The organism is Colwellia sp. 20A7, from assembly GCF_009832865.1.
In the GTDB taxonomy this organism is placed as follows: Bacteria; Pseudomonadota; Gammaproteobacteria; order Enterobacterales; family Alteromonadaceae; genus Colwellia.
Window position 1 is genome coordinate 3,042,962 of the sequence record NZ_CP047130.1, and the last position, 24,291, is coordinate 3,067,252.

The following is a 24,291-nucleotide window of genomic DNA, read 5'->3' on the forward strand; positions in this document are numbered from 1 at the left end:
AATTAGCTGCCATCATTAGCCGTCACATGCGCAACGGCTAATGATGGCAAACTGTATTACAATGTTTTCGTTGCAATAACGGGCGATATTTTTGTTGTTTTATAAGCGGGTAGCCAAGTGGCTAAAGAGCCAGCAACAAATATGACTAATACCGCAAGAGCATACAATACTATTGTTGGCTTTTCGATAGTAATGACTTGTGATAGCGCGATATTTAAGCCAATCATAGTAGCGATACCCAGTAAGCTAGCGCCAATGTTTAATATCCAGTTTTCACTAAATACATAAAGCATAATATCTTTTTTGCGCGCGCCTAACGCCCGGCGTATACCAATAAACTTACGTTGTTGTGTTACATGAAAATGCGCATGCGCAAAGCTACTAACGATAGTCACCAAAATCATTAACGCCGACAACATAGCAAACAAACTCGCTAAACCCGCATCTTGACTGTAAAAGTTTTTCAATCGCTCTGCCATACTCTGCACACGTATAATGTCACGTTCTGCTTGTACGGATAAAATGGTGTCGCTGAGCTGTGCTTGCACTTGTGCTAGTTTTCCTGGCTCAACACGTACCACATAATGTTGCTCATAATCTGATTGTGAAAACATAAAGTTGCCAAATAAACCAAAAGTTTTATCTATGCCTTTACGCGCAGGGCTAATACTAAAGTCACGCGCAATACCTATCACTCGTCCATTATTCGTGAGTTCACCTAACGCCGATTTATTTGGAAATATTGCTTTAGCTAATGACTGCGTAATAATAATATTTTGTTCTATTTCTCCTCTATCTTTCAAGGTATAGAAATCCTTGGTTATATCATCAGCATCGGTGAGTTTTCGCCCCTCAATAATTTCCACGCCTAAATTTTCCAATCCAATTTTACTACTGTAAAACATCTGTACATAACGTAATTCTGTAGGTAAAACAGCATCTTTTGGGAAGTCAGCTGCTTGCATATTACCGTTCCAACTCCCTCGTTGAATTGGTAATTGGTTATAATGAGCCGCGCTAATAACACCGTCTATCGCTGATATTTTTGCAATATCTTGCTGGGTAATCGATTGGTAATAATCGGTATCACGATAGGCACCAGAGGTTGGCATTAAATCAACGGTAATAAGCTGTTCAACGTCAAAGCCTAATGGTTTATTGAGTTTTTCAATCGTACTCGCCGTTAATATAACTGTATTAACCATTAAACCTATGGTTAAACTGAGTTGTAATATTAATAATGTTGTGGCAAATTTACGCAAACGTAATGCCTTAAGTAATGCTTTAATATTCATAGTAATACCTTATTTCAACGTCGTTGATAGAGACGTTCTACAAGAACGAATTAACGGATACAACATGCTAATAAATGAAGTGATTAACGCAATAGCAATCCCCATCAATATTAATGTTATGTCTATATCGCTAGTTTGTTTTAGTGCTGGAAATAATGTCATTGATATTTGCAGAAACACCCAACCAAATAAAAGTGTTAATACTGCGCAACATAATCCAATCAACATGCTTTCAACAACGCCTTGATAGAAAACATCTTTCATTCGAGCACCAACCGCACGTCTAAGCCCAGTTTCAAATCTTGCGCTATGATAACGAGCGAGTAATAAACTACTGGCATTAAAAATACAGACAGCTAAAAAGAGTGAACTAGCTAAAGCGAAGGCCAACATACGTTCATCTACAACCTTTTGGTGTGTTAGCCACTCATTAACATCCAATAAACGATTGTCATTCGCGCGCAAATATTCGCCTTGCGCTTTGCGGTGTTGTGAGTAGTTATCAAGGTATTGTTGCATTAAATTCTTCTGATCAAGCGTATCGAGCTGTACAAAAGCTTGAATAAAAAATCCATTTTTTCCACGGTTATCAGATACTGAATTAATTCGATCAGTTGACATGTTTCGCAAAACTATAGCCCATTCATTATCCATTGCAGTTTCAATGGGTGCATAAATGTCATCGGTTGGTTCAAATGCTTGCTCAAATGCAGCTTTATAAAAAGCAGGTTTTAAACTCCATGGTTTTAGGACACCAACAATTTCAAAAGGTTTACCATCAATTTCAAGGGTTTTACCGACACTATTGCCGCCGCCAAAAACTTGTTGGTTAAACGTATCACCAATAACAATCTGCTTGGCATAGTCTTGCTGCCAAGCACCGCCAAAGGCAAAAGGTGCATCTGTTAACGGGAAAAACCCAGGTGTGGTAGCTCGTACTACTGCTTGGTGGCGCGTTAGACTTTTAGCATTAATATCTCTGGTGTAAACGGATGATTGGTAATGCACCATAGTGTTAGTTGCTATGTCATTTTTTAAAATATGCATAGCATCGTTATATCGCATAACTTCAATTAACTCTGCATCAGGGTTATCGTTAGACCAAATATTAAGTGACACATTAAAAATACGTTCGCTCTTATGAGGAATAGGATCCGATGACATTGACTTAATAATAGCGACATTAGCTAAGAACACACCTACACCAACCGCTAAAGTAGAAATCATTAAGATAAAAAACAGTCGATTACGGATTAAATTCCGAAAACTCAATTTTAGGTAATATTTAAACATTTCCATAACGAATCCTTAAATATTAACGGCAATAGGGGCATTATGATGCGTTGGTGCATAAACGCTGTGATCGGTAATTTGACCATCAATCACTTGCACATTACGGCCAACAGCACGGGCTTGCTCTGGATCGTGCGTTACCATAATAATGGTGCTACCTGCTTCGTTTAAAGTATGCAGTAATTCCATTACTTGGCGTGCCATTAGTGAGTCAAGGTTACCTGTGGGTTCATCCGCTAATAATATTTTTGGCTCACCGGCTAAGGCTCGGGCAATAGCCACACGTTGTTGTTGTCCACCGGATAACTGACTTGGTAAGTAGTTAGCACGACTAGCTAAACCAACTTGCTCCAAAGCGCCATCAATGCGGCGCTTTCTTTGTGCTGCATTAAAACCGCGATAGCGTAATGGCATATCAATATTATCAAACAGGTTAAAGTCAGGGATTAGGTTATAGTTTTGAAAAATAAAACCAATTTTTTCGTTACGTAAGCGCGATAATTCATCATCATTAAGTCCTTGAATATTGACACCGTCGAGTTCATAAGAGCCTTTATCGAAACTGTCCAACAGCCCTGCGACGTTTAAAAATGTTGATTTACCTGAGCCAGACGGCCCCGTTACCGCAACAAACTCGCCGGCATTTACGTGTAAATTAAAATCACGTAATGCATGGGTTTGAATAGTGTCACTACGATAAATTCGACTAATATTTTTCATGTTAAGCATAATTTTCTTCCTAAAAGGCCTTTTAGCAACCTGCTGTTTTATGGATAGTTTTATTGTTAATTTTATAATTGGTTTGTTCTTTATTTGTTCTTAATTTAGTGAAATCGTTGAGTGCATATCAAACGTTTCCGTTGATGAAATAATAATGCTGTCTCCTGATTTTAGTCCTGATGTTATTTCAATAAATTCAATACTTTGCGAACCTGTTGTTATGGGGATTAACTTGGCTTCGTCTCCATTGATAACATAAGCTGCTTGACCACCATGACTCGCTTGAAAGCCACCACGTTTAACCATTAATACGTTTTCTTTATTTTCAAATTCGATACGGGCATTCAAACGTTGATTTTGGCGTAGTTGAATTTCGGCTAAGTTATCAATTGACACTCTTACCATGACTTGACTGTTTTTAACTTCAGGTGAAACTGAAATAACTTTACCAATAAGTGATTTTCCTGATATTTGCATTTTCACATCAAGACCAAGTCCTAAATCATCGGCGTAAAATTCAGGTACGTTAAGCTCTGCTTCATACTGACTTAAATCAACAATAGTCATAATGGCTTGGGTATCGCTAACTCGTTCTTTTTTCTGTACTAACCAGTTACCAACAATACCATCAACAGGTGCTCGAATATTCAGTAGCTCAACACGTCGCTGCAGTTCATCAACGACTAATTGTTGGCTCTTTACTAAAAGATCACGTGTTTGGTTTTCAAATTCAAGACGTTGTATTGCTAGTTCAACGCGTTTTTTGGCATGTTCGAATAGTAAGTCATTTTCAAGCTTTGCATCACGTTTACTGACTAGGTAAAGCTGACTAACCACTTGTTTTTCATATGATAGCTCTGCACGGGTTAATTCTCGGGTACTAGCATTAGTACGAACACGTGCAGTATCAAGCACTTGCTCTAAATCAAGCTGAGCTTCACGATCACGTAATTCACTTCTTCTAGCATCAATTTTTAAACTTTCTAACTTAGCTGTAGCTTGCTTAACTGTTGATTGTAATTCAGGGCTTAATATAGTTGCCACAATGGCATCTTTTTTAACGATATCACCTGGTTTAGCTAATAAAGTAACTTGTCCGGGCTCAGAGCTATAAATGGTAGGAGCATTCGCGGCAACTAATTTACCATTAACAGCGATATCACGAATTAAAGTACCGTTAACAACGGTAGCACGGGTAATAGTTTGTGGGTTAACACTTGGAATACCGCCCGACCATTGACTTAAGGTTGGTAAAATAAACCAAACCGCGCCAATAAATACAAGCGCACCAAGTGTTAATTTAGCCCAAGGCTTTTTATTGGCAACTTTACTTATTACTTCGTCTTGTCCGTCGGTAGAGCTAATCATATTTATTTCACTGTATTGTCATATATATACAGGATATAGCGAGTAACATGCCAACAATTAAATAAATATATAACAATATGTTTTTAAAAGATAAAAATAAAAAACACAATAACTAAAGTGTCCGATATTTTGATAATAAGTGTCCGTTCGGACGGTGTGAGTGTCCGATTTATTTAAGCGGACATTACTTTAAGCAGACCATAATTTAAGTGCTGATAGTTTAAAATAGGTGATAATTTAAGTAGGTGATAGTTTAAACAACTGAGAACTTAAACAGGCAATAGGTATATAGAGTCGCACGAAGTTTTACAATTCGGCAATGAAAATCAAAAATAGAAAGGTAGTTGATAAGAAGGTAAAGTGGCGTATGCCAAATGAATGAGTTATCGCTATTTATATATAAATAACGATAACTTAATTTTAGATGCTTAAAAATAGTCGCGTTATTTAGCCAAAAATAGCACGCATTAGTGCGATAACTTTTTCAACACTCTTACCTTTTTTTACTTGGGCAATAATTGAGTCACGTTTACTTAACATATACTCTGGTAGGTCTTCGGACATTAATGCTTTATCTACCATTTCTTCAACAGTCTCTTTACTATTTTTTCTAAAGGTAGTGTTTGATTTTTTTGGTGCTTTGTTAAGTGCTTTATCACGAGCACGAATGTAATTCGAGTTTTGTGATAAGTCAGCATCGGCAAATAAAAACAAATCAATTAATATGGCACGATTGTGCCAGATAGTAAGCTCAAGATTAGTATTATCTTTTTCGTCAATGGCTTCTTCTTGCTCTGTAATTACGTCAGTTCCAATGGTAGAACTAACATCAGAGCTATTATCATCAAGACTTTCTGCTGTATTACTATCTGTAATAGTTTGCTCTGGCTCTGCTTGATTCCACCATGGCAACGTACGTAAAGTGCCAATCATATCGTGCCAATACGATGAAAAATCGGTGTTTGAAAATTTCACAATAGATAGCCCTTTGCAGAACATATCAATTTTATTATTGTTTAAGGCGATAAACTGATCGGGACGACGCATCGCGAGCAATCGTGTTGCGGCAGGTAATGGTGCTTTACTTTTAACTGAGCTATCTGCCGACTGCTCTTGAGCATAGTCTGAAAATATTTTCTGAAAATCAGTAACAAATTTTTGATATTCGTCATAGTTCACATCACCCGTTAATGGGATATGTGCTAATGCCACATCAAACTTTTCAGGGCACTGTTCAAGTAACAAATGAAAAAGCTTAGCGCCTTTGGTACTTGCAAACCATTCAGTATCAAAGTTATAAGTATGATATACATGGTTTGCCGTATGCTTACCGGCAAACACTAATCGGTCTTCAAGACTTAAATCAGCTAACGGAAGTTGGCAATTGTTCTTCACATAATTCAATAAACGTAGTCGCTCATCTAAAGCATGTAATTCATTTTGTTGTTCAACAAAACCAATAAATATCGGCCAAGGTGCAATACGTGCCATTTTACACTGGCTAATAGTAAAGCCGGCTTCTAATGAATCTTGTAATTTTTTTAATGGTAAAAACTGTTCTTCATCTAAAAGTTCCATATTAAGCTCTTCACGGCATAGCCTAATGAACTCTCGACACCACCCTGTAAATTCATCAGGTCTATTTACCACTTTCACTGCCATTAAATTTAAACTTAACGGCGTGAAATATTTAAGTACATTTTGATAAATCTGATTTTCAGCAGCAGACAATGGCATTTTTACAGGCGAAGATAACAATTTTCTCATTAAATTTTACACACTCTTATTGATGATTTACTTCTAGTGATACAAGCTAATATCGGCTAAAAATAATAGTGAAAGTCGCGCATAATACGGATTTATTGAGGCATTGCAATGAATAGTAAATATTATTCTATTTTAGCTTTATACTTGTACTATTGTTGATTAAAAATAATACTAACAAACAACAATACTGATAAGTTTGAACAATTGTGAATAGGAAAGAATGTACTTTCTCAACGCGGTCAAATTATACGCTATTGTATAAAAGCGACTTTTTTTTGCTTAATTGGCGCTATTTTAATCCTTTACTTTACTGGCTTAAAAAAATTCGTGCATTTCCTATATAAAATAGTATCGACTCCCGTATAATCTATCAATAAGCCTTAGTATAATCACAGAGCCTAATTAATGAGCTACATCCCACTAGAACAATTAAAAAATGCTTGGATCTTTAAACATAAAAGCCTTCCAATTAGTGAAAACGATTTAACTAAAATTAAACCTATGGCAAAAGATCGCGCGAATGTATTGTGGGATACTTTTATTAGTCGTCAAGTAGATCATCCTGATTTTTTTAAAAAAGGCGACTGGCCTTTCGACAAAAATAATTGGAAAGAGCAAGGCAAATGGGAAAGCATTTGGGACAGCAACGATGAAGATTTACCTGAATTGATCAATGCACATATTGCTTGGGACAATAACACTGTCGTTTATTATTGTTCAAATAGAGAGAATATTATTGAAACAACATGGGCTGTGTTTAAACGTTGTTGGAAAAACTTCTTATTTATGGATGATGGTCCAATTTTAATAGGAAAAAAACGTCAACAAGTGGTGCAATTTACCAGTAATGGTTATTTTAAAATTGGTGATAAACCAAAATAATGACTATAAAAACCGCATTACACCCACGTAATAAACATCGCCATGGCTACGACTTTGCTACCTTAACAAAGATCCACGCCCTTTTATCAGCGTTTATTATCAAAAACCAATACAATCAACAAGACACCATTGATTTTAGCAATGCTAATGCAGTAAAAGCCTTAAACGCTGCTTTACTAAAAAAACATTATCAAATAGAGCATTGGGACTTTCCGCAAGGTTATTTATGCCCTCCTATTCCTGGGCGTGTTGATTATATTCATTACCTTGCTGACTTATTAAAAGAAAGTAAGGTATTAATAGCGGAAAATGATAAAGCCATTGGCAGTAAAATATCCGTATTAGATATTGGCACTGGCGCTACCTGTATTTATCCTATGTTAGGCGCTAGTGAATATGATTGGTCTTTTGTCGCTTCAGATATAGATCCAATTTCTATAAAAGCGGCAAATGCAAATATTAATGCCAACCCAAAGATCAAGCAGCAAATAAGCTGTCGTTTGCAAAATAATAGCACTAAGATTTTTGAAGGTATTATTAAGCCAAATGAATTTTATCATCTCACTTTATGTAATCCTCCCTTTCATAAATCATTAACTGATGCTGCAACAGGCACTAACCGTAAATGGAAAAATTTAAATAAAGGTAAAACAGCTGATAAAAAAGAGAATAAAGCAGATACATTAAATTTTGGCGGTCAAAAAGCTGAGTTATGGTGTCAAGGCGGAGAATTGGCGTTTATTCGTCAAATGATCAACGAAAGTAAAATATTCCAAAGCCAAGTACTCTGGTTTACTTGTTTAGTGTCAAATAAAGATCATTTATCTAAAATAAAACTATCGTTAAAAAAAGCGAAAGCGTCAGAAATTAAAGTTTTTAACATGGCTCAAGGACAAAAAATCAGTCGTTTTATTGCTTGGCGTTTTGTTAAAAGTGATCTAAACACAAAGTAACTGATACTAAATTACAATTAAACAAAGCCCCAAAAACAAACATTAACAACCACCATTAAACACTAATTATCAATGAGTTAAGATAAGTTTACAATAGTGAAACAAGGGCGATATAGCCCTTGTAAAATCATCAAATGTACACGCCTTAACGGCAATTAAAATTATAAGATGTCCTAAAAAACAGTCCATTGGCATAGTTTAAGCATAACCACTATTGGAAATGAATCTTAAACCAACTAATAACTATAAAAGGAAAAATGCATGTTAAGTTCAATTGTACTTTCAATGGCTATGTCAGTTTCACCTGTTGCAGCAACAGATGCTAATGTTTTAGATATTCAAGAAGTTAGCGCTAAACGTGGCTCTCGTCGATTAAGTGATGAATTCAATCTAGATGTTCAAGAAGTGAGTGCTAAACGTGGCTCTCGCCGATTAAGCGATGTATTTAATTTAGATGTTCAGGAAGTGAGTGCTAAACGTGGCTCTCGTCGTTTAAGTGATGAATTTAATTTAGATGTTCAGGAAGTGAGTGCTAAACGTGGCTCTCGTCGTTTAAGTGATGAATTTAACTTAGATGTTCAAGAAGTAAGTGCTAAACGTGGCTCTCGTCGTTTAAGTGATGAATTTAACTTAGATATTCAAGAAGTAAGTGCTAAACGTGGCTCTCGTCGTTTAAGCGATGAAAATAGCTTAGATATGCAAGAAGTTAGCGCTAAACGTGGTTCTCGTAGACTTTAGTATTTAAAATAAGTTTAATTTCAGAGGTCAACCATGTTCAATTTATTAAAGTCGTTTTTCAATACCAGCAAAGCTAAAAAAGTTAATCCTATTGCTGCTCGTATCGAGATAAAAGAAACCTCTGCCAATACTTGGTGGATATAAGTTATTAATAACTTATATTTTTAATTGAAAAGCGTAATTATCTGGTAAATCAATTGCCAGAAACGATAAATAAATATCTAACATGGATGTTAGATATTTATTTAATAGCGATACGCTCACTTAAGGTCCACGCTTTACAATAGAAACTACGCCCTAAAAATAAGCTGTTCAAAACCAAACAAGCTATTTAACCGCATACGCTTCTTCATAACAAACATAGGCCATATAAGTGGGCCAAATATTATTCCAGCAACAGTCCATCTTTTACGATCAAAACCTGCAACTAATGCCTAACAATAGAAAAAAGCACCACAAAAAACGCTTAATAATATGCCTAAAAACACTAAAAATAACGACATAGTTCCTCGCCTAAATATCTGTACTCAACAGATATTTATCTATACCTAAAACGTCAAAAAATCGACGGTAATATAATTAACTGTACCTTTTTATTCAAGCTAAAGGACTAATAGCTACTATTCATAACAGAAATAATACGGAATATTTTATCCTTCATCCATGGCTAATTGTTACCACAAAGCGGCTAAATATAACCCTAAATCGTGTTAATAAACATAGATTAAGGTAAAACACTAACACCAAAACTTGATGTTGATATTTTTATTAAAAAGAAGCTGCACCTTTTTATCAGACGACATAAAAAGTAATATTAAATATTTTTTGAAAGTTTATTTTTAAAAGAGCTCAGCATAGCCAGGGTAATTCAGTATGCTGAGCTAATTAGGTGTGAGAGCGTTTTACCCAACGAGTAGAGTAAAACGCTTTGCTATGTCACTTAACTATATCGCTTAACTATACAGCCTAAGTATGCTGCTTAGTTATAAGGTTAATAAAATGACAATTTTTAACGTTCTTAATTTCAATTACAGCATTTGTATTAGTTTAATAAGAGCTTAATAATAGCTACTACCATTTTCAGCCATTGTAATTAAAGCTTCACAAGGTGCGTAACGTTCGCCATGCTGTTGTGACCACTGTGTTAATTGTGCAACTAAAGATTGAGCACCAATATTGTCAATATAACGTAAAGGGCCGCCTAAAAATGGTGGGAAGCCTATACCAAAGATAGCGCCAATATCACCGTCGCGAGCATTACGAACAATACCTTCATCAACACAACGTGCAGCTTCATTAAGCATCAAGTAAGTACAACGTTTGACTATTTCATTACTTGATAAGCTACCAGCTGGATTTAAGTTTAATAAAGTATAAACCCCTTCATCAACTTGCTTCTTACCTTTTTTAGCTTGCTTGCCGTATAAATAAAAACCTTTATTTGTTTTTTTACCTAAACGGCCATCATCTAATAACTTTGAAAAAGCAGGTGGAGCAGCAAATCGTTCACCTAAATCAGCTTCTAAAATAGGTCCTATTTTAGCGCCAACATCAATACCTACTTCATCAAGTAATTGCATTGGCCCGACTGGGAAACCAAAATCAACTAATGCTTTATCAAGCTTATCAATTGGCTCACCTGCCAATAATAATATAGCGGCTTCGTTCATATAAGGCGCTAAAATACGGTTAACATAAAAACCCGCTTTATCTTTAACTACAATAGGTGTTTTACCTTGTTTTTTAGCAAAAGCTACCGTGGTCGAAATAGTTTGATCTGAAGTTGTAGCATGAGGAATTATTTCTACTAACGGCATTTTATCTACCGGTGAAAAATAATGTAAACCAATAACGTTCTCAGGTCGTGCTGCTTTCTCAGCTATTTTTCCAATCGGTAAACTAGAAGTGTTGCTGGCAAAAATGGTTGAATCTTTAGTTTTACTTTCTATTTCAACAACCATATTTTGTTTTAATTCTAAGTTTTCAAATACTGCTTCAACAACAATATCTACATTTTTAAAACCAGAGTAATCAGTACAGCCAGTGATCATAGACATTTGCTTTTGCATTTCACTTTTTCGCATAAAGCGACGTTTAACTTTTTTGTTAAGTAAATCGTAGCTATATTTCAACGCATGGCCGATGCCTTCGTGACTAATATCTTTAATTCGCGCTGGAATATTCGCTTTAGTTGCCGTAACAAAAGCAATGCCGCCGCCCATTAAGCCACCACCAAGCACACCGGCTTTGAGGACTTTGTTCGGCATAACATTTTCAACACCTTGCTCTTTCTTCATTTCTGTTGTTGCAAAGAAAATATTACGAAGTTGTGCCGATTCTGGGCTCATCGCTAGCTCAGCAAAATGCTCAGCTTCAACTTGATAGCCTTTCGCCGCTGATTCTTCTACACCGGTTTTAACACAGTGGATAATTTTCATTGGTGAAGGATAGTTACCTTTTGTTTTAGACAAAACTGATTTCTCAGCCTGCTTATAAACAATACCGCGACCAATAGATGTGCCTTCTAAAAACTTATTAATCAATGAAGATTTAAACTTCACTGTTCGTTTAAATTTACCCGAAAGCGCCATTTTTTCAGCTGTTTCAATTAAGATGCTATTTGGAACCACATCGTCAACCAAACCTAATTTCAACGCTTGTTTTGCGCGAAGTTGTTTTCCAGTTAACATCATATCTAACGCTTTTTGGATACCAACAAGTTTAGGTAATCGTTGTGTTCCACCGCTTCCTGGTAATAAGCCTAATTGAACTTCAGGAACGCCTAACGCTGTTTTAACATTGTCACTACACACACGTGCATGACATGCCATCGCAAGCTCTAAACCGCCGCCTAAACAAGCACCATTAATAGCGGCTACAACAGGTATATTCAATTGTTCAAGCTGTGAAAAAATCATTTGCCCTTGACGAGAAAGCGACACTACTTCTTCTTTTGTTTGGCAATTATTGATCATATTAATATCAGCGCCAGCAACAAAAGAGTCTTGCTTACCGCTACATAGCACAATACCCGTAATAGCGGTATCAGACTTGATTTCAGCTAAAACATCAGCAACCTGCTCTGTAAATTCAGCTTTTAACGTATTCATCGTATCGCCAACTACATCCATAACCAAATGGGCAATACCATTTTCCTGACGGACTAAGGTGAAAGCGCTATTGCTATTGATTGTATTATCATCAGTTGAAACTGATGATGTTTCACTCGTTACTACTTCTTTATTATCACTCATTATGCTGTCTCCACTACCATAGCTGCACCCAAACCACCTGCCGCACAAGCAGTTGTTAATCCAATACCACCGCCACGTCTATTTAATTCATTTAGCGTTTGTGTAATTAAACGAGCGCCTGTTGCAGCAAACGGATGACCGTAAGCTAATGAACCACCCATAACGTTAAACTTGCTCATATCTATTTCGCCAATAGCTTTATCGCGCCCTAAATGCTCTTGAGCAAATTTGTCACTAGCAAACATTTTCATATTAGCAAGTGCTTGAGCTGCAAAGGCTTCATGCATTTCTATTAAATCTAAATCAGCTAACTCTAATCCAGCACGCTTTAAAGCAATAGGTGTTGCATAGCTTGGGCCCATCAGCATATCTTGCCAAACATCAATTGCGGCAAAACCATAACTTCGAATATAGCCCAATGGCGTATAACCTAGCTCTTTTGCTCGGCCTTCGCGCATTAATAAAATAGCCGCACCACCATCAGTTAACGCCGTACTAGTCGCAGCTGTTACGGTGCCGTGTTTTCTATCAAAGCAAGGACGTAATTTTGCATAGCCTTCTAATACTGAGTTTTCTCGAATACAGTTATCTTTATCAATAAAGCGATTATAAGGTTCGCTGTGTGTACTCATCACTTCACCGGCTAATTTACCTTCCGCCCAGCTTTGAGTCGCTAACGTATGTGATCTATGAGCAAGTGCATCTTGGTCTTCACGCGAAATATTATATGTTTTGGCCATTTGCTCAGCCGTTTGTCCCATAGAAATTCCCGTTGAATATTCAGCAACAGCTGGTGCCACTGGCAAAATATCTTTTAATCCTAATTTACGGATTAATGCTATTTTTTGTCCAAGAGTTTTTGTCTTACTTAAGTCTAATAAAGTACGCGCAAACTTTTTAGATACACCAATAGGTGCTACTGACGATGAGTCTGCACCACCAGCAATACCAACATCAACAAAACCAGCCATAATAGATTCAGCAACATTTACTGTTGACTGAAAACTAGTAGCACATGCTCGCGATACACTATAAGCATCGGTATGCACATTCATCCCCGTGCCTAAAACAATTTCACGTGCAATGTTTGGCGCTTCAGGCATTTGTACTACTTGGCCAAATACACACTGATCAATAATTTTTGGATCAATATCATGTTTTTGTAATAATTCGTTGACTACTAATTTACCTAAATCAACGGCCGGTACACCATGAAAAGCAGTTGCTTGTTTAGCAAATGGGGTTCTAAGCCCTGCTACAACAGCAATTCGCTCACCTGTTGATGTGGTCATTTTTATTGTCATGTACTTTTTCTCCTATTAGTAGCGCTTCTCTTAATAAAAAAGATGAAGCACAAGAGGTCAGACCTCTCAATTGTTACCTTGATTTTAACTCACTATACGAAAATATCAATGCCTGATTTTTCTCTTAGTATAAAAGCATAGTTTATTAAAGCACCACCGTAAGAAAAAAATTGTTACAACTAAGTTAAAGAATGCTTGTTTTCTTTAACAATACCCTTATATATACTGATGTCACTTCAATATTCGGGCATAGTACGCCGAACTATTTAAATACCAGAATGTATTTCAATACATTCTTAAACAATTAATAAAGATAAAATAATTATGGCAATTGAACATTTTTCAGCATTAAAACAGCATTTATCACAACAAATCATTGGTCAACCTGCTTTCGTAGAAAATTTACTTATCGCTTTATTAGCAAATGGTCATTTAATTGTTGAAGGCCCTCCTGGGTTAGCAAAAACGCGTGCTATTAATGCATTAGCTGACGGCCTTGAAGCTGACTTTCACCGCATTCAATTTACGCCTGATTTATTACCTGCCGATTTAACTGGTACTGATATATATCGCCCAGAAGATGGTACTTTTGTTTTTCAAGCCGGTCCTTTGTTTCAAAACTTAGTGCTCGCAGATGAAATTAACCGAGCGCCAGCCAAAGTGCAATCAGCGTTATTAGAAGCAATGGCCGAAGGCCAAGTAACTGTAGGTAGAAAAACATATCAATTGCCTGATCTCTTTTTAGTTATGGCAACACAGAACCCTATTGAACAAGAAGGTACTTATCCATTACCTGAAGCGCAACTTGATCGCTTTTTAATGCATTTAGAAATAGATTATCCTGATGCGGCCAGTGAGTTAGAGATATTAAAACTTAATCGTGGTGAAGCGCGAACGAGTACCAACCAAGAAAAACCCAAATTAAGAGTATTAAGCCAAGCTGAAATATTTAATGCTCGTGAAGAGGTCCTTAATATTCATATGGCGCCTTCTCTAGAAACCTATATGGTTGATTTAATTATGGCGACACGTCAACCAGAAAAATATGATGACAAGCTTAAATCATGGCTAGCTTTTGGTGCTAGTCCACGTGCGACGATTGCCTTAGATAGATGTGCCCGTGCTCGAGCTTGGTTACACAACCGTGACTTTGTTAGCCCAGAAGATATTCAAGCAGTTTTACATAATGTGTTAAGACATAGAATAATACTTAGTTATCAAGCAGAAGCTGAAGGTATCTCGTCTAATCAATTACTTGATCATCTTTTAAGTTTAGTTGCTGTGGCTTAGCATTGAGTAATACGGTCGACAATAACTATGTGGTTTAAACAAAAAACAACCCGCAATAAACAGAATTTAGCAATAAATGACTGTCAAAGTCAGCTGGCAAGCATTTATAGCAATGGTGTTGAACTTGCCATGGCTGAGCTATTAAATTACCAAAATAAAACGGCACTTATTGACTTAGCTGCGCGTAAGAATATTCAAGGACAAATGTCCGGAAATTACTTATCCCGCAGTAAAGGTCGAGGTATGGAGTTTGATGAAGTTCGTCACTACCAAACTGGCGACGATATTAGAGCAATTGACTGGCGTGTTACGGCAAGAACAGGTAAAACTCATACAAAATTATTTCGTGAAGAATTAGAGCGTCCTGTTCTTATCGCCACTGATTTAAGTGCTAGTATGCATTTTGGTAGTCAATTATTATTTAAATCGGTGCAGGCAGCTCATATAGCCGCCTTAGTCGCTTGGCATGCAAAAAATCGTGGTGATCGTTTAGGTGGCATTGTTTTTAACCAACATGATCATCTAGAGCTAAAACCGAGAAGTCGCAAGGAAGGCGTGTTACATTACTTACACTCACTAACGGCTATTCATCTTGCTCAACATAAAGCGCAATACGACAATTCTCCTCAAGAAAACCAAGCTGATATCAATAAAAAACCAGATAGTAGCACTGCTAATAAAAATTATTTTAGTGATAATTGTGCTCGTATTAGACAAGTAGCTAAGCCTGGTTCATTAGTATATTTAATTACCGATGGCCAACAGTTAAAACAAGCGCCTAATCGTGCTCAACAAGATGCTTTACGACATTTAACACAAATAAGTAAGCATTGTGAGTTAGTTGTTTGTTTAATTGACGACCCTTTAGAGCAAGCGCTACCAAGCAGTACTTTAAAACTTAATGTGGTATTAACTGATGGAGAAAATCGTCAACAGTTAACCTTAGGTGATAGTAAAGCTGCTGATACTTATCAGAAGCAAGCCCAGCGTATCAACGAACAATGTTCAGAACTACTAGCTAAAGCGGGTGCTCGAGTAATTAATTTGAGTGCTGGCCAAACACTAGAGCAACAACTGAAAGAGGGAGCAAAATTTTGCAGTCGATGAACGCTCTACCAACTCAAGCCCCAATGCAAGCTAACGCAATAGAATTAAAAGATATTCATGTACCTGAGCAAATATCAAACTTTCCTATTGCTTATGGTTGGTGGCTATTAGCTACATTTCTTCTTATTATTGCTGTTATCAGCATTATTAAAATAAGAAAGAAAGCGCAACGTAATAAAGTGAAAAAACAAGCATTAATTCAGTTGAAGAACAGCCCTAACCTATCAATAAATGACACAGTAGCCCTATTAAAATGGGCAGCGATGCATTATTTTTCTCGAGCTGAATTAGCTAAACTTTTTGGTGATTCATTACAGTCGTTTTTAACCGCTCAATTACCAATAAAGTATCAAGAACGCTTCACTGATTTGAGTAAAGAAGCCTTTATTAACCAGTATCAATCTCAGAAAGATGAAAATTCTGTTCCGTTATCCGATACCAACTTTTATAACGCCGCTATTCTTTGGCTAACGCATGCGCTGCCACCTAAATTGTCAAAAAAGGCAGAGACTAATACTAACGCTAATGTAAGTTCACCTTTAAAGAAAAGCCAAGGAGTTAGCGCATGATAACGTTTGCTTGGCCTTGGTTATTACTATTATTACCACTTCCGCTATTAGTCTATTGGTTACCTAAAAAAAATACCGATCAAGTAAGTGCTGCATTGATCATGCCGCAATTAATTGAGAGTCATTCAGTTAGTGAAACTCGTCAAACAAGTAAAAAAGCACCGTTAATCGTTTTAACATTGTGTTGGCTATTAACGGTATTGGCATTAAGTCAACCGCAATGGCTTGGTGATGCTATTGATATCCCTACTGAAGGGAGAGAGATGATGATTGCCGTTGATCTATCTGGCAGTATGCAAATTGAAGATATGCAATTAAATGGTAATACAGTTAACCGTCTTAACATGCTAAAAGTAGTGTTAGGTGATTTTATACAACGCCGTGTAGGAGACAGGCTGGGTTTAATACTTTTTGCTGATGACGCCTACATGCAAACGCCAATGACGTTTGATAGAAAAACCGTTAAACAAATGCTTGATGAGAGTGTATTAGGTTTGGTTGGTCAAAAAACAGCTATCGGTGATGCTATCGGGCTTGCTGTAAAACGTTTTGATGCCAAGCAAAAGTCTAATAAAGTATTATTGTTATTGACCGATGGACAAAACACCGCAGGAAAAATATCGCCAGAACAAGCACTTGAACTTGCTATTGCTAAAGATATTACTATTTACTCTATTGGTATTGGTGCTGACGTAATGCTACAAAAATCATTATTTGGTACTCGCCGAGTTAATCCTTCAAGCGAATTAGATGAACAAACCTTAACTAAATTAGCCGAAGATACAGGTGGAAAGTATTTTCGTGCCCGAGATGGACAAGATATGAGTGAAATTTATCAATTACTTGACCAACTTGAGCCATTAGAGCAAGAGCAACAACAAATGAGGCCATTAACTGCGTTATTTTATTTTCCTGTGGCATTAGCCTTGTTAATCAGTATGTTCTATTTTTTAGCCACCAATTTTATCCGCTTCAACCGTAAATAACCTAGGTTTTAATATCACAATGACCTCTTTCAATTTATTTATAAGCAACTTTCATTTTGTCAGACCTTATTGGTTATTGGCATTATTTGCTTTATTCCTGGTACTTTGGTTATTAAAAAAGCATCGTTTTCATCAATCACCATGGCAGAAGTTTTTACCTAATCATTTAAGCCAAGTGCTAGTGGAAGGAAGTACAAATACGAGCACCAACAAAAACTCATTTAACAACAAAACTTTTTTGTTAAAACCCTTTATTATCGGTTTATTAAGTATCGTTGCCTTAGCAGGCCCTGTGTGGAAAAAGCTACCACAACCTGTGTATCAAACTGAACGCGGCTCCGTTCTTATTATGGATATGTCTTACTCCATGTATGCCACTGACGTTAAGCCTAATAGACTGACAAGATCTCGCTTTAAGGCTATTGATCTACTTAAGAAAATTAATGAAGGTGATACTGGATTAATTGCTTATGCTGGTGATGCTTTTATCATTAGCCCGTTAACCCAAGACGTAAAAAACATAACCCTATTATTGCCTTCGTTAACACCAGGAATTATGCCAGTACCTGGCTCTAATCCTTTAGCCGCATTAACACTTGCCCATGAAATGCTAATCAATGCTGGGCACCTTAATGGCGATATATATTGGTTTACCGACGATATTGATAATGAAGAAATAAACGATATTTATGACTGGTCGAATGAATTTGGCCATCAATTAAATATTTTAGGCGTTGGCACCGAAAGTGGCGCACCTATAACCTTACCTAGCGGTGAATTATTAAAAGATTCTTCGGGTGCTATTGTTGTGCCAAAGCTGCCAAGCCATAAACTCCAATCGCTGGCATCACGCGGGCAAGGCCATTATCAAACCATAAAAAATGATGATAGTGATATCAATAATTTAATCATAAAAGAAACAATGTCAGAAAAAAATAAAAGTGAAAAGCAGCAAAGCCAACAAACTGGCGACCAATGGCAAGAGCAAGGCGCATGGTTATTATTACTTGTCCTTCCTCTAATGCTAAGTTACTTTCGTCGTGGCAGTACACTACTTATGTTGCCTTTGGCGTGTATGCCTATGTTATTTTTACTGCCTCTTTCATTCCTAAGCTCTACTAGTTTTGCAGCAACGGAGCCAGCAGAAATTGAAACGAATAACGCTTTAGAAAATTCAAAACCGCCTTCATCTTCATTCGTAAGCTCCTCAAAAAAATTGTGGCAAAATTTATGGGAAACAAACGATCAACAAGCACAGAAACAATATAATCAAGAAAATTATCAAGAGGCTGCAGAGCAATTTAAAGATTCACAATGGCAAGGCAGCTCTCATTATAAAGCGGGTAACTACCAGGAAGCTTTAGATGCTTTTAAAAAAGGCGATGAAGCCAATAGTGCTGACTCTTTATATAACCAAGGCAATGCTTTAGCTAAAATGCAGCAATACGAGCAAGCAATTGAAAGCTATGAGGAAGCATTAAGTAAAAATCCTGATCTACAAGATGCTAAAGACAATATAGAAAAAATTAAACAACTACAAAAAGAACAAGAGCAGCAAGAGCAAGACCAACAAGGTGAACAATCAGAAAACGATGACTCACAAGAACAAGAGTCTGAAGAAAGTAAAAACGAAGAGCAACAAGATTCTCAATCAGAAAATGATCAATCTCCAGGTGAACAATCTCAAGATCAAGAAAACAAAGAAAGCCAACAAGACTCCCAAGGCGATGAAAATAGTGGAGAAGAACAAGATAGCAAACCTGAGGAATCTAACCCAGAGCAACAAGAATCTGAAGAAAAAGAACAGCAACCAGAAAGTGCAGAGCCAACTGAAGAGCAAGGTAAAGAAAATGAAGAAAAAACAGCCGCACAAATTGCCGCCGAACAGCAAGCTAAAGAAACAGATCAAAAACATCAACAGTTATTGAATAAAGTAACAGATGATCCCTATTTATTACTGCGCAACAAAATGCAATTAGAATATCAAAAACGCAAACAAGACAGCACTAGCCCAGGAGTTAAAAAACAGTGGTAAAAATTATTTTGAAACTATTAGCCTTATTAACCATTACTATATCCTTAGCAATAAGCCAAACAGCTTTTGCTCTTAGTAACGTTACTGCGAGCATAGATACAAACCCTGTAATGAAAAGTGACTCAATTATTTTAACGGTTACTGCTGATGATAGTGTTGAACGCGACGCACTTGATACCTCAATGCTTTTAAAAGACTTTGTTATTGCTCGTACAGAAGTCAGCTCACAAACGAGTATGATTAACTTTGAAACGACCAGAACCACGCGTTGGCAAATTATAATAATTCCAAAAGCAGTCGGTAATTTAACAATTCCCCCTTTAACAATTGATGGGCATAGCTCTGAAGCAATTAATGTAAGAGTGCTAGAACAAAGTAACGCAACGTCGACTCAACAAAAAGATGTGTTTATTTCAACAGAATTATCTTCAAAAGATGTTTATGTTCAACAATTACTCACACTTACGGTTAAATTACACGTTGGCGTGCAATTACAGCGAGGTAGTTTGACTGAGCCAAGTTTACAAGGGGCAACAATTGAACAAGTAGGTAAAGATCAAGAAAGCGATGGTATTGTTAATGGTAAGCGCTATAGAATTATAGAGCGCACTTATGCTGTTACACCAGAGCAAAGCGGTGATTTAATACTCGATACGCCGATGTTTTCTGGTGATGTTATGGTTCAATCACAACGTCGCTCTGGATTTTTAAGTTTTGGCGATACTAAACCTATTAATATTATAGGTGAAAAAATCCCCCTTAACGTTCGCCCTATTCCTGATAGTTTCCCGTTAGACAAGAATACTAGCTGGTTACCGAGTGAATTACTTACATTACATCAAGAATGGCAGCCTGATCCTCAAGAATTTAAAGTAGGCGAACCTATTACTCGTACTATTACGTTAACTGCTGCGGGCTTAGGTAAAGCTCAACTTCCTAATATCATGATGGCAGCACCAAAAGGGTTAAAGATATACCCAGATCAGCCAGAATTGCATTCAAATTTAACAAAAGATCGTTTAATCAGTCAAAAAAGACAGAATTTTGCCTTAGTTGCTAGCCAACCAGGTGATTATACTCTACCTAAAATAACAATTGCTTGGTGGAATACGATAACAAACAAATATCAACAAGCAACATTACCAGAACAAAAAATTAGTGTTAAGGCTAATCCTGATGCTCCTACACCAGTAATAAACAACGTAGTAAACGCACCTTTAGCACAAGCTGGCCAAACGTCTGCTCACCCAGTAACAGTGATGCAACCCAACATAGTTGAAAAAGCGAGCCCATTACAGTGGCTATTTTTAGGTTTATGGCTTTTCACTGCTTTTGCCTGGGCTTTACATGTTTGGTATTTGAAACGTGCTACCAATGAAAATGTGACGTCTAACAAGGTAAAAACCGTAAATAATCATTATCTAGCTTTAATGGCTGCTTGCAAAAAAAATAACGCCGAACAAGCTCTTAATTTAGTTTTACCTTGGTTAAATACCTTACCTTTAAATCAGGGAGGAAATGAAATATCGACCTTATCAGAGGCTTTGATAAAAATAGATAATGCAGAATTTACTTCTGCTATTGATGAAATTCAGCTATACCTATATGGTAAAGACGTAACTGAACAAGCATGGGTTGGTGATAAATTATTAAAAGCAATTCAACAAATTAATGCCTCTGGTATTAAAAATGAACAACAACCTAAGTTCACATTAAATCCGTCTTAATATTAAATAAAAATATAGTTAATAAAGTATTTTAATGAAAATTGAAATTAATATAATACATATCAGGTCTGATATAACGAGTCTATTAAGGCATTTGCATGGCGACAAAACAAGTTAGATATGAAGCTCTGGTTAAAGGACTTCATAGTGATTTATACCGATACGCATATTGGTTAACTCACGATAAGCAAGTTTCTGAAGACTTAGTACAAGAAACCTTTTTAAGAGCATGGCGAGCACTTGACTCGTTAAAGGATGAAAAAGCGGCTAAATCATGGTTAATAACCATTTTAAGACGCGAAAATGCAAGGCGGTTTGAGCGAAAGCGCTTTGATATGAGTGAATATGAAGAGGACAGTATTATGGATACACAATCCACCAGTACTGAACAAGAGATAGAAAACGAATGGTTAAGAGATAAAATAGCTCAATTACCACCGGAATATTCCGAGCCATTAGTATTACAAATACTTGGCGGCTATAGCGGTGAAGATATAGCTAAATTATTAAACTTAAACAAAAATACGGTAATGACTCGATTATTTAGAGCTCGAAACCAGTTAAAAGAAGCTTTAGAAAAAGAGCCTGCAAAGGCGAGATTTCTCCATGAAAGATAGTACAACGAGTGAACATATGACATCTGAAACTAAAATGGATGACTTACAATTTAGACGCAGCATATATGCAGACCCTAGCAGTTTGGATGCAGATATAATTGCGGCTCAAAATGACGATCCTGCGAAGAAGCAGTTAGCTCAAGAACTTTGTCAGCTTGATGAAAGGATCAAACAGGCAATGAGTATTCCTGTGCCTGACGATTTATGTAATAAATTACTTTTACGTCAAACACTCAAAAGTCACCAACAAAATAAACGTAAAACACGCATTCATTTAGCTTTAGCCGCTTCTGTCGCGATTATTGCAGGAATAGTGGTAAATTATTTACAATTCTCTAATAGTTATAACTATGACAATTTAGGTGATTATGCCCTTGCCCACGTGTACTACGAGCAAGATTCATTTTCCAATAATACTAATGCTAAAGTAAGCTTGGATTCATTAAATCAAAAAATGGTTACTTTTAATGGCAGTTTTAACGAGTCGATGGGCGAATTAATTGCTGCAGATTACTGTCGATTTGATGGCATGAAAAGTCTACACTTAGTATTTAAAGGAGTAACCGATACTGTTGCAGTATTTGTTATACCTAAAAAAGAACACCTTCAATTTGTTGATAAGTTTAACGATGAAAATTTACAAGGCGAATCTCTTAGTTATCAAGAAAATGATATTATTGTTGTAGCTAATAAAAACGAATCATTAAGCCAATGGCAACGTGCTATTAGCAACAATATTAACTGGTCTATTTAATTAGGACACTAATTAGAAAAACTAAGTACCACAAAAAGTTTGATAATATTGGTCTTTATCTTGTGGTGCTTCTTGGTAATATTTAGTATTCGTAAGTTCTTTATATGGTGAACAGATAACTTGAAGAAAGTCATTTACAATATCGCTAACTATCGGGTTATTCGATGTATTTGAATTCATGTTATCTGTTACTATTAGCTCACAGCGGTCAAGTAATTCCTCGATATGATGATTTCGAGGGATAACCAATGGATTACTTTTAGACATCAAAGCTTCGGCTTCTGGTTTAGTAATACTAAGTTGATTCAGTGTATCCATCCATGTTTTATACCAACGACCAAATTCAGCAACTAGCGCTTTTTCTTTAACACTATCTGATAATGATTTAGTTAATGAATCAAAAGTTTGCGTGTAATCCAATTTCTGAGTTTGCATTAAAGATAGAAGATCGTTAATTAAAGTAATATGATTTTCACCTATGTCACTAATACCTAGTTTTTTCGCATACATTGCATAATAGGCTTGATCAAATTTACTTGTATATTGCTGAATGATTGCTTCAATGCTTTCTAACGTTTTTTCTTGATTAACTTCGTCTTCAATATTATTATCCGCATCTTTTTCAGCTGTGTCATTCAATAAAACTAATAGACAATCGGCTAATTTAGCCATATTCCATTGACCAATTTTTCCTTGATTACCAAAAGCATAGCGGCCATATTCATCAATAGAGCTAAAAGAGGCTTTATTGTCATAAGTTCCCATCATTGCACAAGGACCAAAATCAATCGTTTCACCACTTATGGCAGTATTATCTGTGTTCATCACACCATGAATAAAACCGATTCGTAACCATTGTGTAATTAAGGTTATTTGCTTATCAATCGCTTTTTCTAAAAACTGTAAAATACGTTGTTCTTGCGAAGGCTTTTGATTACTAATCTTTGTACTATCAGCATCTGCATTGTTAAGACTAGAATCGTCAATTTCAGGAAAATGACGCTCAATAGTATAATCAAGCAAGGCTGTTAATGAATCGATATCACCACGTGCAGCAAAATATTGAAAGCTGCCAACACGAATATGGCTAGCAGCAACACGGGTCACCACAGCGCCAGGCTTCGCCAAACCCCGGTTAATCAACTCACCAGTACCTACTACAGATAAACAGCGAGATGTGGGTACACCAAGCGCATAGAGAGCTTCACTCATCATGTATTCACGTAAGGCTGGAGCTAATGCACACTTCCCATCGCCTCGCCTTGAAAAAACAGTTTGACCAGAGCCTTTTAACTGAATATCACGACGAATACCTTTTTTATCTAGCATCTCACCAAGTAAATGCGCTCGACCATCGCCTAAATTAGGATTGAAATGACCAAATTGATGACCAGAATAAGCTAATGCAATTGAATTAACACCATTAGGTAATTCATTACCTGAACCGTACTTAGCTAATAACTCGTGATCATTTTGTAATGCAGGAGTAATAGATAAATCATCCGCTAGTACATTATTCCATAGCAAAAGCTGTGGATTTGGCACTTTATCTGGGGATACACGCTGAAAAAACTGTGCACCTAATTCGATATAACTATTATAAAATTTCAATGGGTCATCCAATTTACTGAA

At 36.5% G+C, this 24,291-nt stretch carries 19 protein-coding genes; 11 read left to right on the forward strand and 8 right to left on the reverse strand.

What is annotated here, in order from left to right:
• Nucleotides 1-56: 56 nt before the first annotated feature.
• The 5 genes from GQS55_RS13135 to GQS55_RS13155 all read right to left on the reverse strand — a co-directional run bounded on the left by GQS55_RS13135 (nucleotide 57) and on the right by GQS55_RS13155 (nucleotide 6,443).
• Entirely contained in the window at nucleotides 57-1,295 is a 1,239-nt protein-coding gene (locus GQS55_RS13135) for an FtsX-like permease family protein (protein ID WP_159820948.1), read from the reverse strand.
• Between the two features lie 9 nt (nucleotides 1,296-1,304).
• Nucleotides 1,305-2,594, reverse strand: a complete 1,290-nt coding sequence (locus tag GQS55_RS13140) for an ABC transporter permease (protein WP_159820949.1) — start codon at nucleotides 2,592-2,594, stop codon at nucleotides 1,305-1,307.
• Between the two features lie 9 nt (nucleotides 2,595-2,603).
• Nucleotides 2,604-3,317, reverse strand: coding sequence for an ABC transporter ATP-binding protein (locus tag GQS55_RS13145; protein WP_159820950.1), 714 nt, complete (start codon nucleotides 3,315-3,317; stop codon nucleotides 2,604-2,606).
• Between the two features lie 90 nt (nucleotides 3,318-3,407).
• On the reverse strand, nucleotides 3,408-4,676 hold the full coding sequence (locus tag GQS55_RS13150) for an efflux RND transporter periplasmic adaptor subunit (protein ID WP_236559639.1): 1,269 nt from the start codon (nucleotides 4,674-4,676) through the stop codon (nucleotides 3,408-3,410).
• Between the two features lie 447 nt (nucleotides 4,677-5,123).
• Nucleotides 5,124-6,443, reverse strand: a complete 1,320-nt coding sequence (locus GQS55_RS13155) for a hypothetical protein (protein WP_159820951.1) — start codon at nucleotides 6,441-6,443, stop codon at nucleotides 5,124-5,126.
• A 405-nt stretch (nucleotides 6,444-6,848) separates the two neighbouring features.
• On the opposite strand from GQS55_RS13155, the gene GQS55_RS13160 reads away from it, so the two are divergent.
• The 3 genes from GQS55_RS13160 (at nucleotide 6,849) to GQS55_RS13170 (ending at nucleotide 9,016) form a co-directional block, all read left to right on the forward strand.
• Entirely contained in the window at nucleotides 6,849-7,325 is a 477-nt protein-coding gene (locus GQS55_RS13160; RefSeq protein ID WP_159820952.1) for a DUF2947 domain-containing protein, read from the forward strand.
• Nucleotides 7,325-8,278, forward strand: a complete 954-nt coding sequence (gene rlmF, locus GQS55_RS13165; RefSeq protein WP_159820953.1) for a 23S rRNA (adenine(1618)-N(6))-methyltransferase RlmF — start codon at nucleotides 7,325-7,327, stop codon at nucleotides 8,276-8,278. Before GQS55_RS13160 ends, rlmF begins: the two co-directional genes overlap by 1 nt.
• A gap of 261 nt (nucleotides 8,279-8,539) precedes the next feature.
• Entirely contained in the window at nucleotides 8,540-9,016 is a 477-nt protein-coding gene (locus GQS55_RS13170; protein ID WP_159820954.1) for a hypothetical protein, read from the forward strand.
• Nucleotides 9,017-10,074: 1,058 nt separating this feature from the next.
• Here GQS55_RS13170 and fadJ read toward each other — a convergent pair.
• Both fadJ and fadI read right to left on the reverse strand, forming a co-directional pair.
• Nucleotides 10,075-12,270 (reverse strand): fatty acid oxidation complex subunit alpha FadJ, encoded by a 2,196-nt coding sequence (fadJ, locus tag GQS55_RS13175; RefSeq protein ID WP_159820955.1) that lies wholly within the window; start codon nucleotides 12,268-12,270, stop codon nucleotides 10,075-10,077.
• Nucleotides 12,270-13,574 carry an acetyl-CoA C-acyltransferase FadI gene (gene fadI, locus GQS55_RS13180; RefSeq protein WP_159820956.1) on the reverse strand — a complete coding sequence of 435 codons (1,305 nt, stop codon included), beginning with the start codon at nucleotides 13,572-13,574 and terminating at the stop codon, nucleotides 12,270-12,272. Before fadI ends, fadJ begins: the two co-directional genes overlap by 1 nt.
• Nucleotides 13,575-13,898: 324 nt before the next feature.
• On the opposite strand from fadI, the gene GQS55_RS13185 reads away from it, so the two are divergent.
• The 8 genes from GQS55_RS13185 to GQS55_RS13220 all read left to right on the forward strand — a co-directional run bounded on the left by GQS55_RS13185 (nucleotide 13,899) and on the right by GQS55_RS13220 (nucleotide 22,659).
• Nucleotides 13,899-14,864, forward strand: coding sequence for an AAA family ATPase (locus tag GQS55_RS13185; protein WP_159820957.1), 966 nt, complete (start codon nucleotides 13,899-13,901; stop codon nucleotides 14,862-14,864).
• A 27-nt stretch (nucleotides 14,865-14,891) separates the two neighbouring features.
• On the forward strand, nucleotides 14,892-15,971 hold the full coding sequence (locus tag GQS55_RS13190; RefSeq protein ID WP_159820958.1) for a DUF58 domain-containing protein: 1,080 nt from the start codon (nucleotides 14,892-14,894) through the stop codon (nucleotides 15,969-15,971).
• Nucleotides 15,968-16,540 (forward strand): DUF4381 domain-containing protein, encoded by a 573-nt coding sequence (locus GQS55_RS13195; protein WP_236559855.1) that lies wholly within the window; start codon nucleotides 15,968-15,970, stop codon nucleotides 16,538-16,540. Before GQS55_RS13190 ends, GQS55_RS13195 begins: the two co-directional genes overlap by 4 nt.
• Nucleotides 16,537-17,526, forward strand: coding sequence for a vWA domain-containing protein (locus GQS55_RS13200; protein WP_159820960.1), 990 nt, complete (start codon nucleotides 16,537-16,539; stop codon nucleotides 17,524-17,526). The genes GQS55_RS13195 and GQS55_RS13200 overlap by 4 nt, the downstream gene beginning before the upstream one ends.
• 19 nt (nucleotides 17,527-17,545) lie before the next feature.
• On the forward strand, nucleotides 17,546-19,561 hold the full coding sequence (locus GQS55_RS13205; RefSeq protein WP_159820961.1) for a vWA domain-containing protein: 2,016 nt from the start codon (nucleotides 17,546-17,548) through the stop codon (nucleotides 19,559-19,561).
• On the forward strand, nucleotides 19,555-21,288 hold the full coding sequence (locus GQS55_RS13210; RefSeq protein WP_159820962.1) for a BatD family protein: 1,734 nt from the start codon (nucleotides 19,555-19,557) through the stop codon (nucleotides 21,286-21,288). The genes GQS55_RS13205 and GQS55_RS13210 overlap by 7 nt, the downstream gene beginning before the upstream one ends.
• A gap of 98 nt (nucleotides 21,289-21,386) precedes the next feature.
• Nucleotides 21,387-21,905, forward strand: coding sequence for a sigma-70 family RNA polymerase sigma factor (locus tag GQS55_RS13215; protein WP_159820963.1), 519 nt, complete (start codon nucleotides 21,387-21,389; stop codon nucleotides 21,903-21,905).
• Nucleotides 21,895-22,659, forward strand: coding sequence for a DUF3379 family protein (locus GQS55_RS13220; protein ID WP_236559640.1), 765 nt, complete (start codon nucleotides 21,895-21,897; stop codon nucleotides 22,657-22,659). The genes GQS55_RS13215 and GQS55_RS13220 overlap by 11 nt, the downstream gene beginning before the upstream one ends.
• Before the next feature lie 21 nt (nucleotides 22,660-22,680).
• Here the strand turns inward: GQS55_RS13220 and GQS55_RS13225 are convergent, their stop codons facing one another.
• Complete coding sequence (locus tag GQS55_RS13225; protein ID WP_159820964.1) at nucleotides 22,681-24,270, reverse strand: protein adenylyltransferase SelO; 1,590 nt, start codon at nucleotides 24,268-24,270, stop codon at nucleotides 22,681-22,683.
• Between the last annotated feature and the right edge of the window lie 21 nt (nucleotides 24,271-24,291).

Bases quoted from the DNA above. Each gene is read 5' to 3' on its own strand.
- GQS55_RS13135 (WP_159820948.1), bottom strand. From the start codon at position 1,295: ATGAATATTAAAGCATTACTTAAGGCATTACGTTTGCGTAAATTTGCC.
- GQS55_RS13140 (WP_159820949.1), bottom strand. From the start codon at position 2,594: ATGGAAATGTTTAAATATTACCTAAAATTGAGTTTTCGGAATTTAATC.
- GQS55_RS13145 (WP_159820950.1), bottom strand. From the start codon at position 3,317: ATGCTTAACATGAAAAATATTAGTCGAATTTATCGTAGTGACACTATT.
- GQS55_RS13150 (WP_236559639.1), bottom strand. From the start codon at position 4,676: ATGATTAGCTCTACCGACGGACAAGACGAAGTAATAAGTAAAGTTGCC.
- GQS55_RS13155 (WP_159820951.1), bottom strand. From the start codon at position 6,443: ATGAGAAAATTGTTATCTTCGCCTGTAAAAATGCCATTGTCTGCTGCT.
- GQS55_RS13160 (WP_159820952.1), top strand. From the start codon at position 6,849: ATGAGCTACATCCCACTAGAACAATTAAAAAATGCTTGGATCTTTAAA.
- rlmF (WP_159820953.1), top strand. From the start codon at position 7,325: ATGACTATAAAAACCGCATTACACCCACGTAATAAACATCGCCATGGC.
- GQS55_RS13170 (WP_159820954.1), top strand. From the start codon at position 8,540: ATGTTAAGTTCAATTGTACTTTCAATGGCTATGTCAGTTTCACCTGTT.
- fadJ (WP_159820955.1), bottom strand. From the start codon at position 12,270: ATGAGTGATAATAAAGAAGTAGTAACGAGTGAAACATCATCAGTTTCA.
- fadI (WP_159820956.1), bottom strand. From the start codon at position 13,574: ATGACAATAAAAATGACCACATCAACAGGTGAGCGAATTGCTGTTGTA.
- GQS55_RS13185 (WP_159820957.1), top strand. From the start codon at position 13,899: ATGGCAATTGAACATTTTTCAGCATTAAAACAGCATTTATCACAACAA.
- GQS55_RS13190 (WP_159820958.1), top strand. From the start codon at position 14,892: ATGTGGTTTAAACAAAAAACAACCCGCAATAAACAGAATTTAGCAATA.
- GQS55_RS13195 (WP_236559855.1), top strand. From the start codon at position 15,968: ATGAACGCTCTACCAACTCAAGCCCCAATGCAAGCTAACGCAATAGAA.
- GQS55_RS13200 (WP_159820960.1), top strand. From the start codon at position 16,537: ATGATAACGTTTGCTTGGCCTTGGTTATTACTATTATTACCACTTCCG.
- GQS55_RS13205 (WP_159820961.1), top strand. From the start codon at position 17,546: ATGACCTCTTTCAATTTATTTATAAGCAACTTTCATTTTGTCAGACCT.
- GQS55_RS13215 (WP_159820963.1), top strand. From the start codon at position 21,387: ATGGCGACAAAACAAGTTAGATATGAAGCTCTGGTTAAAGGACTTCAT.
- GQS55_RS13220 (WP_236559640.1), top strand. From the start codon at position 21,895: ATGAAAGATAGTACAACGAGTGAACATATGACATCTGAAACTAAAATG.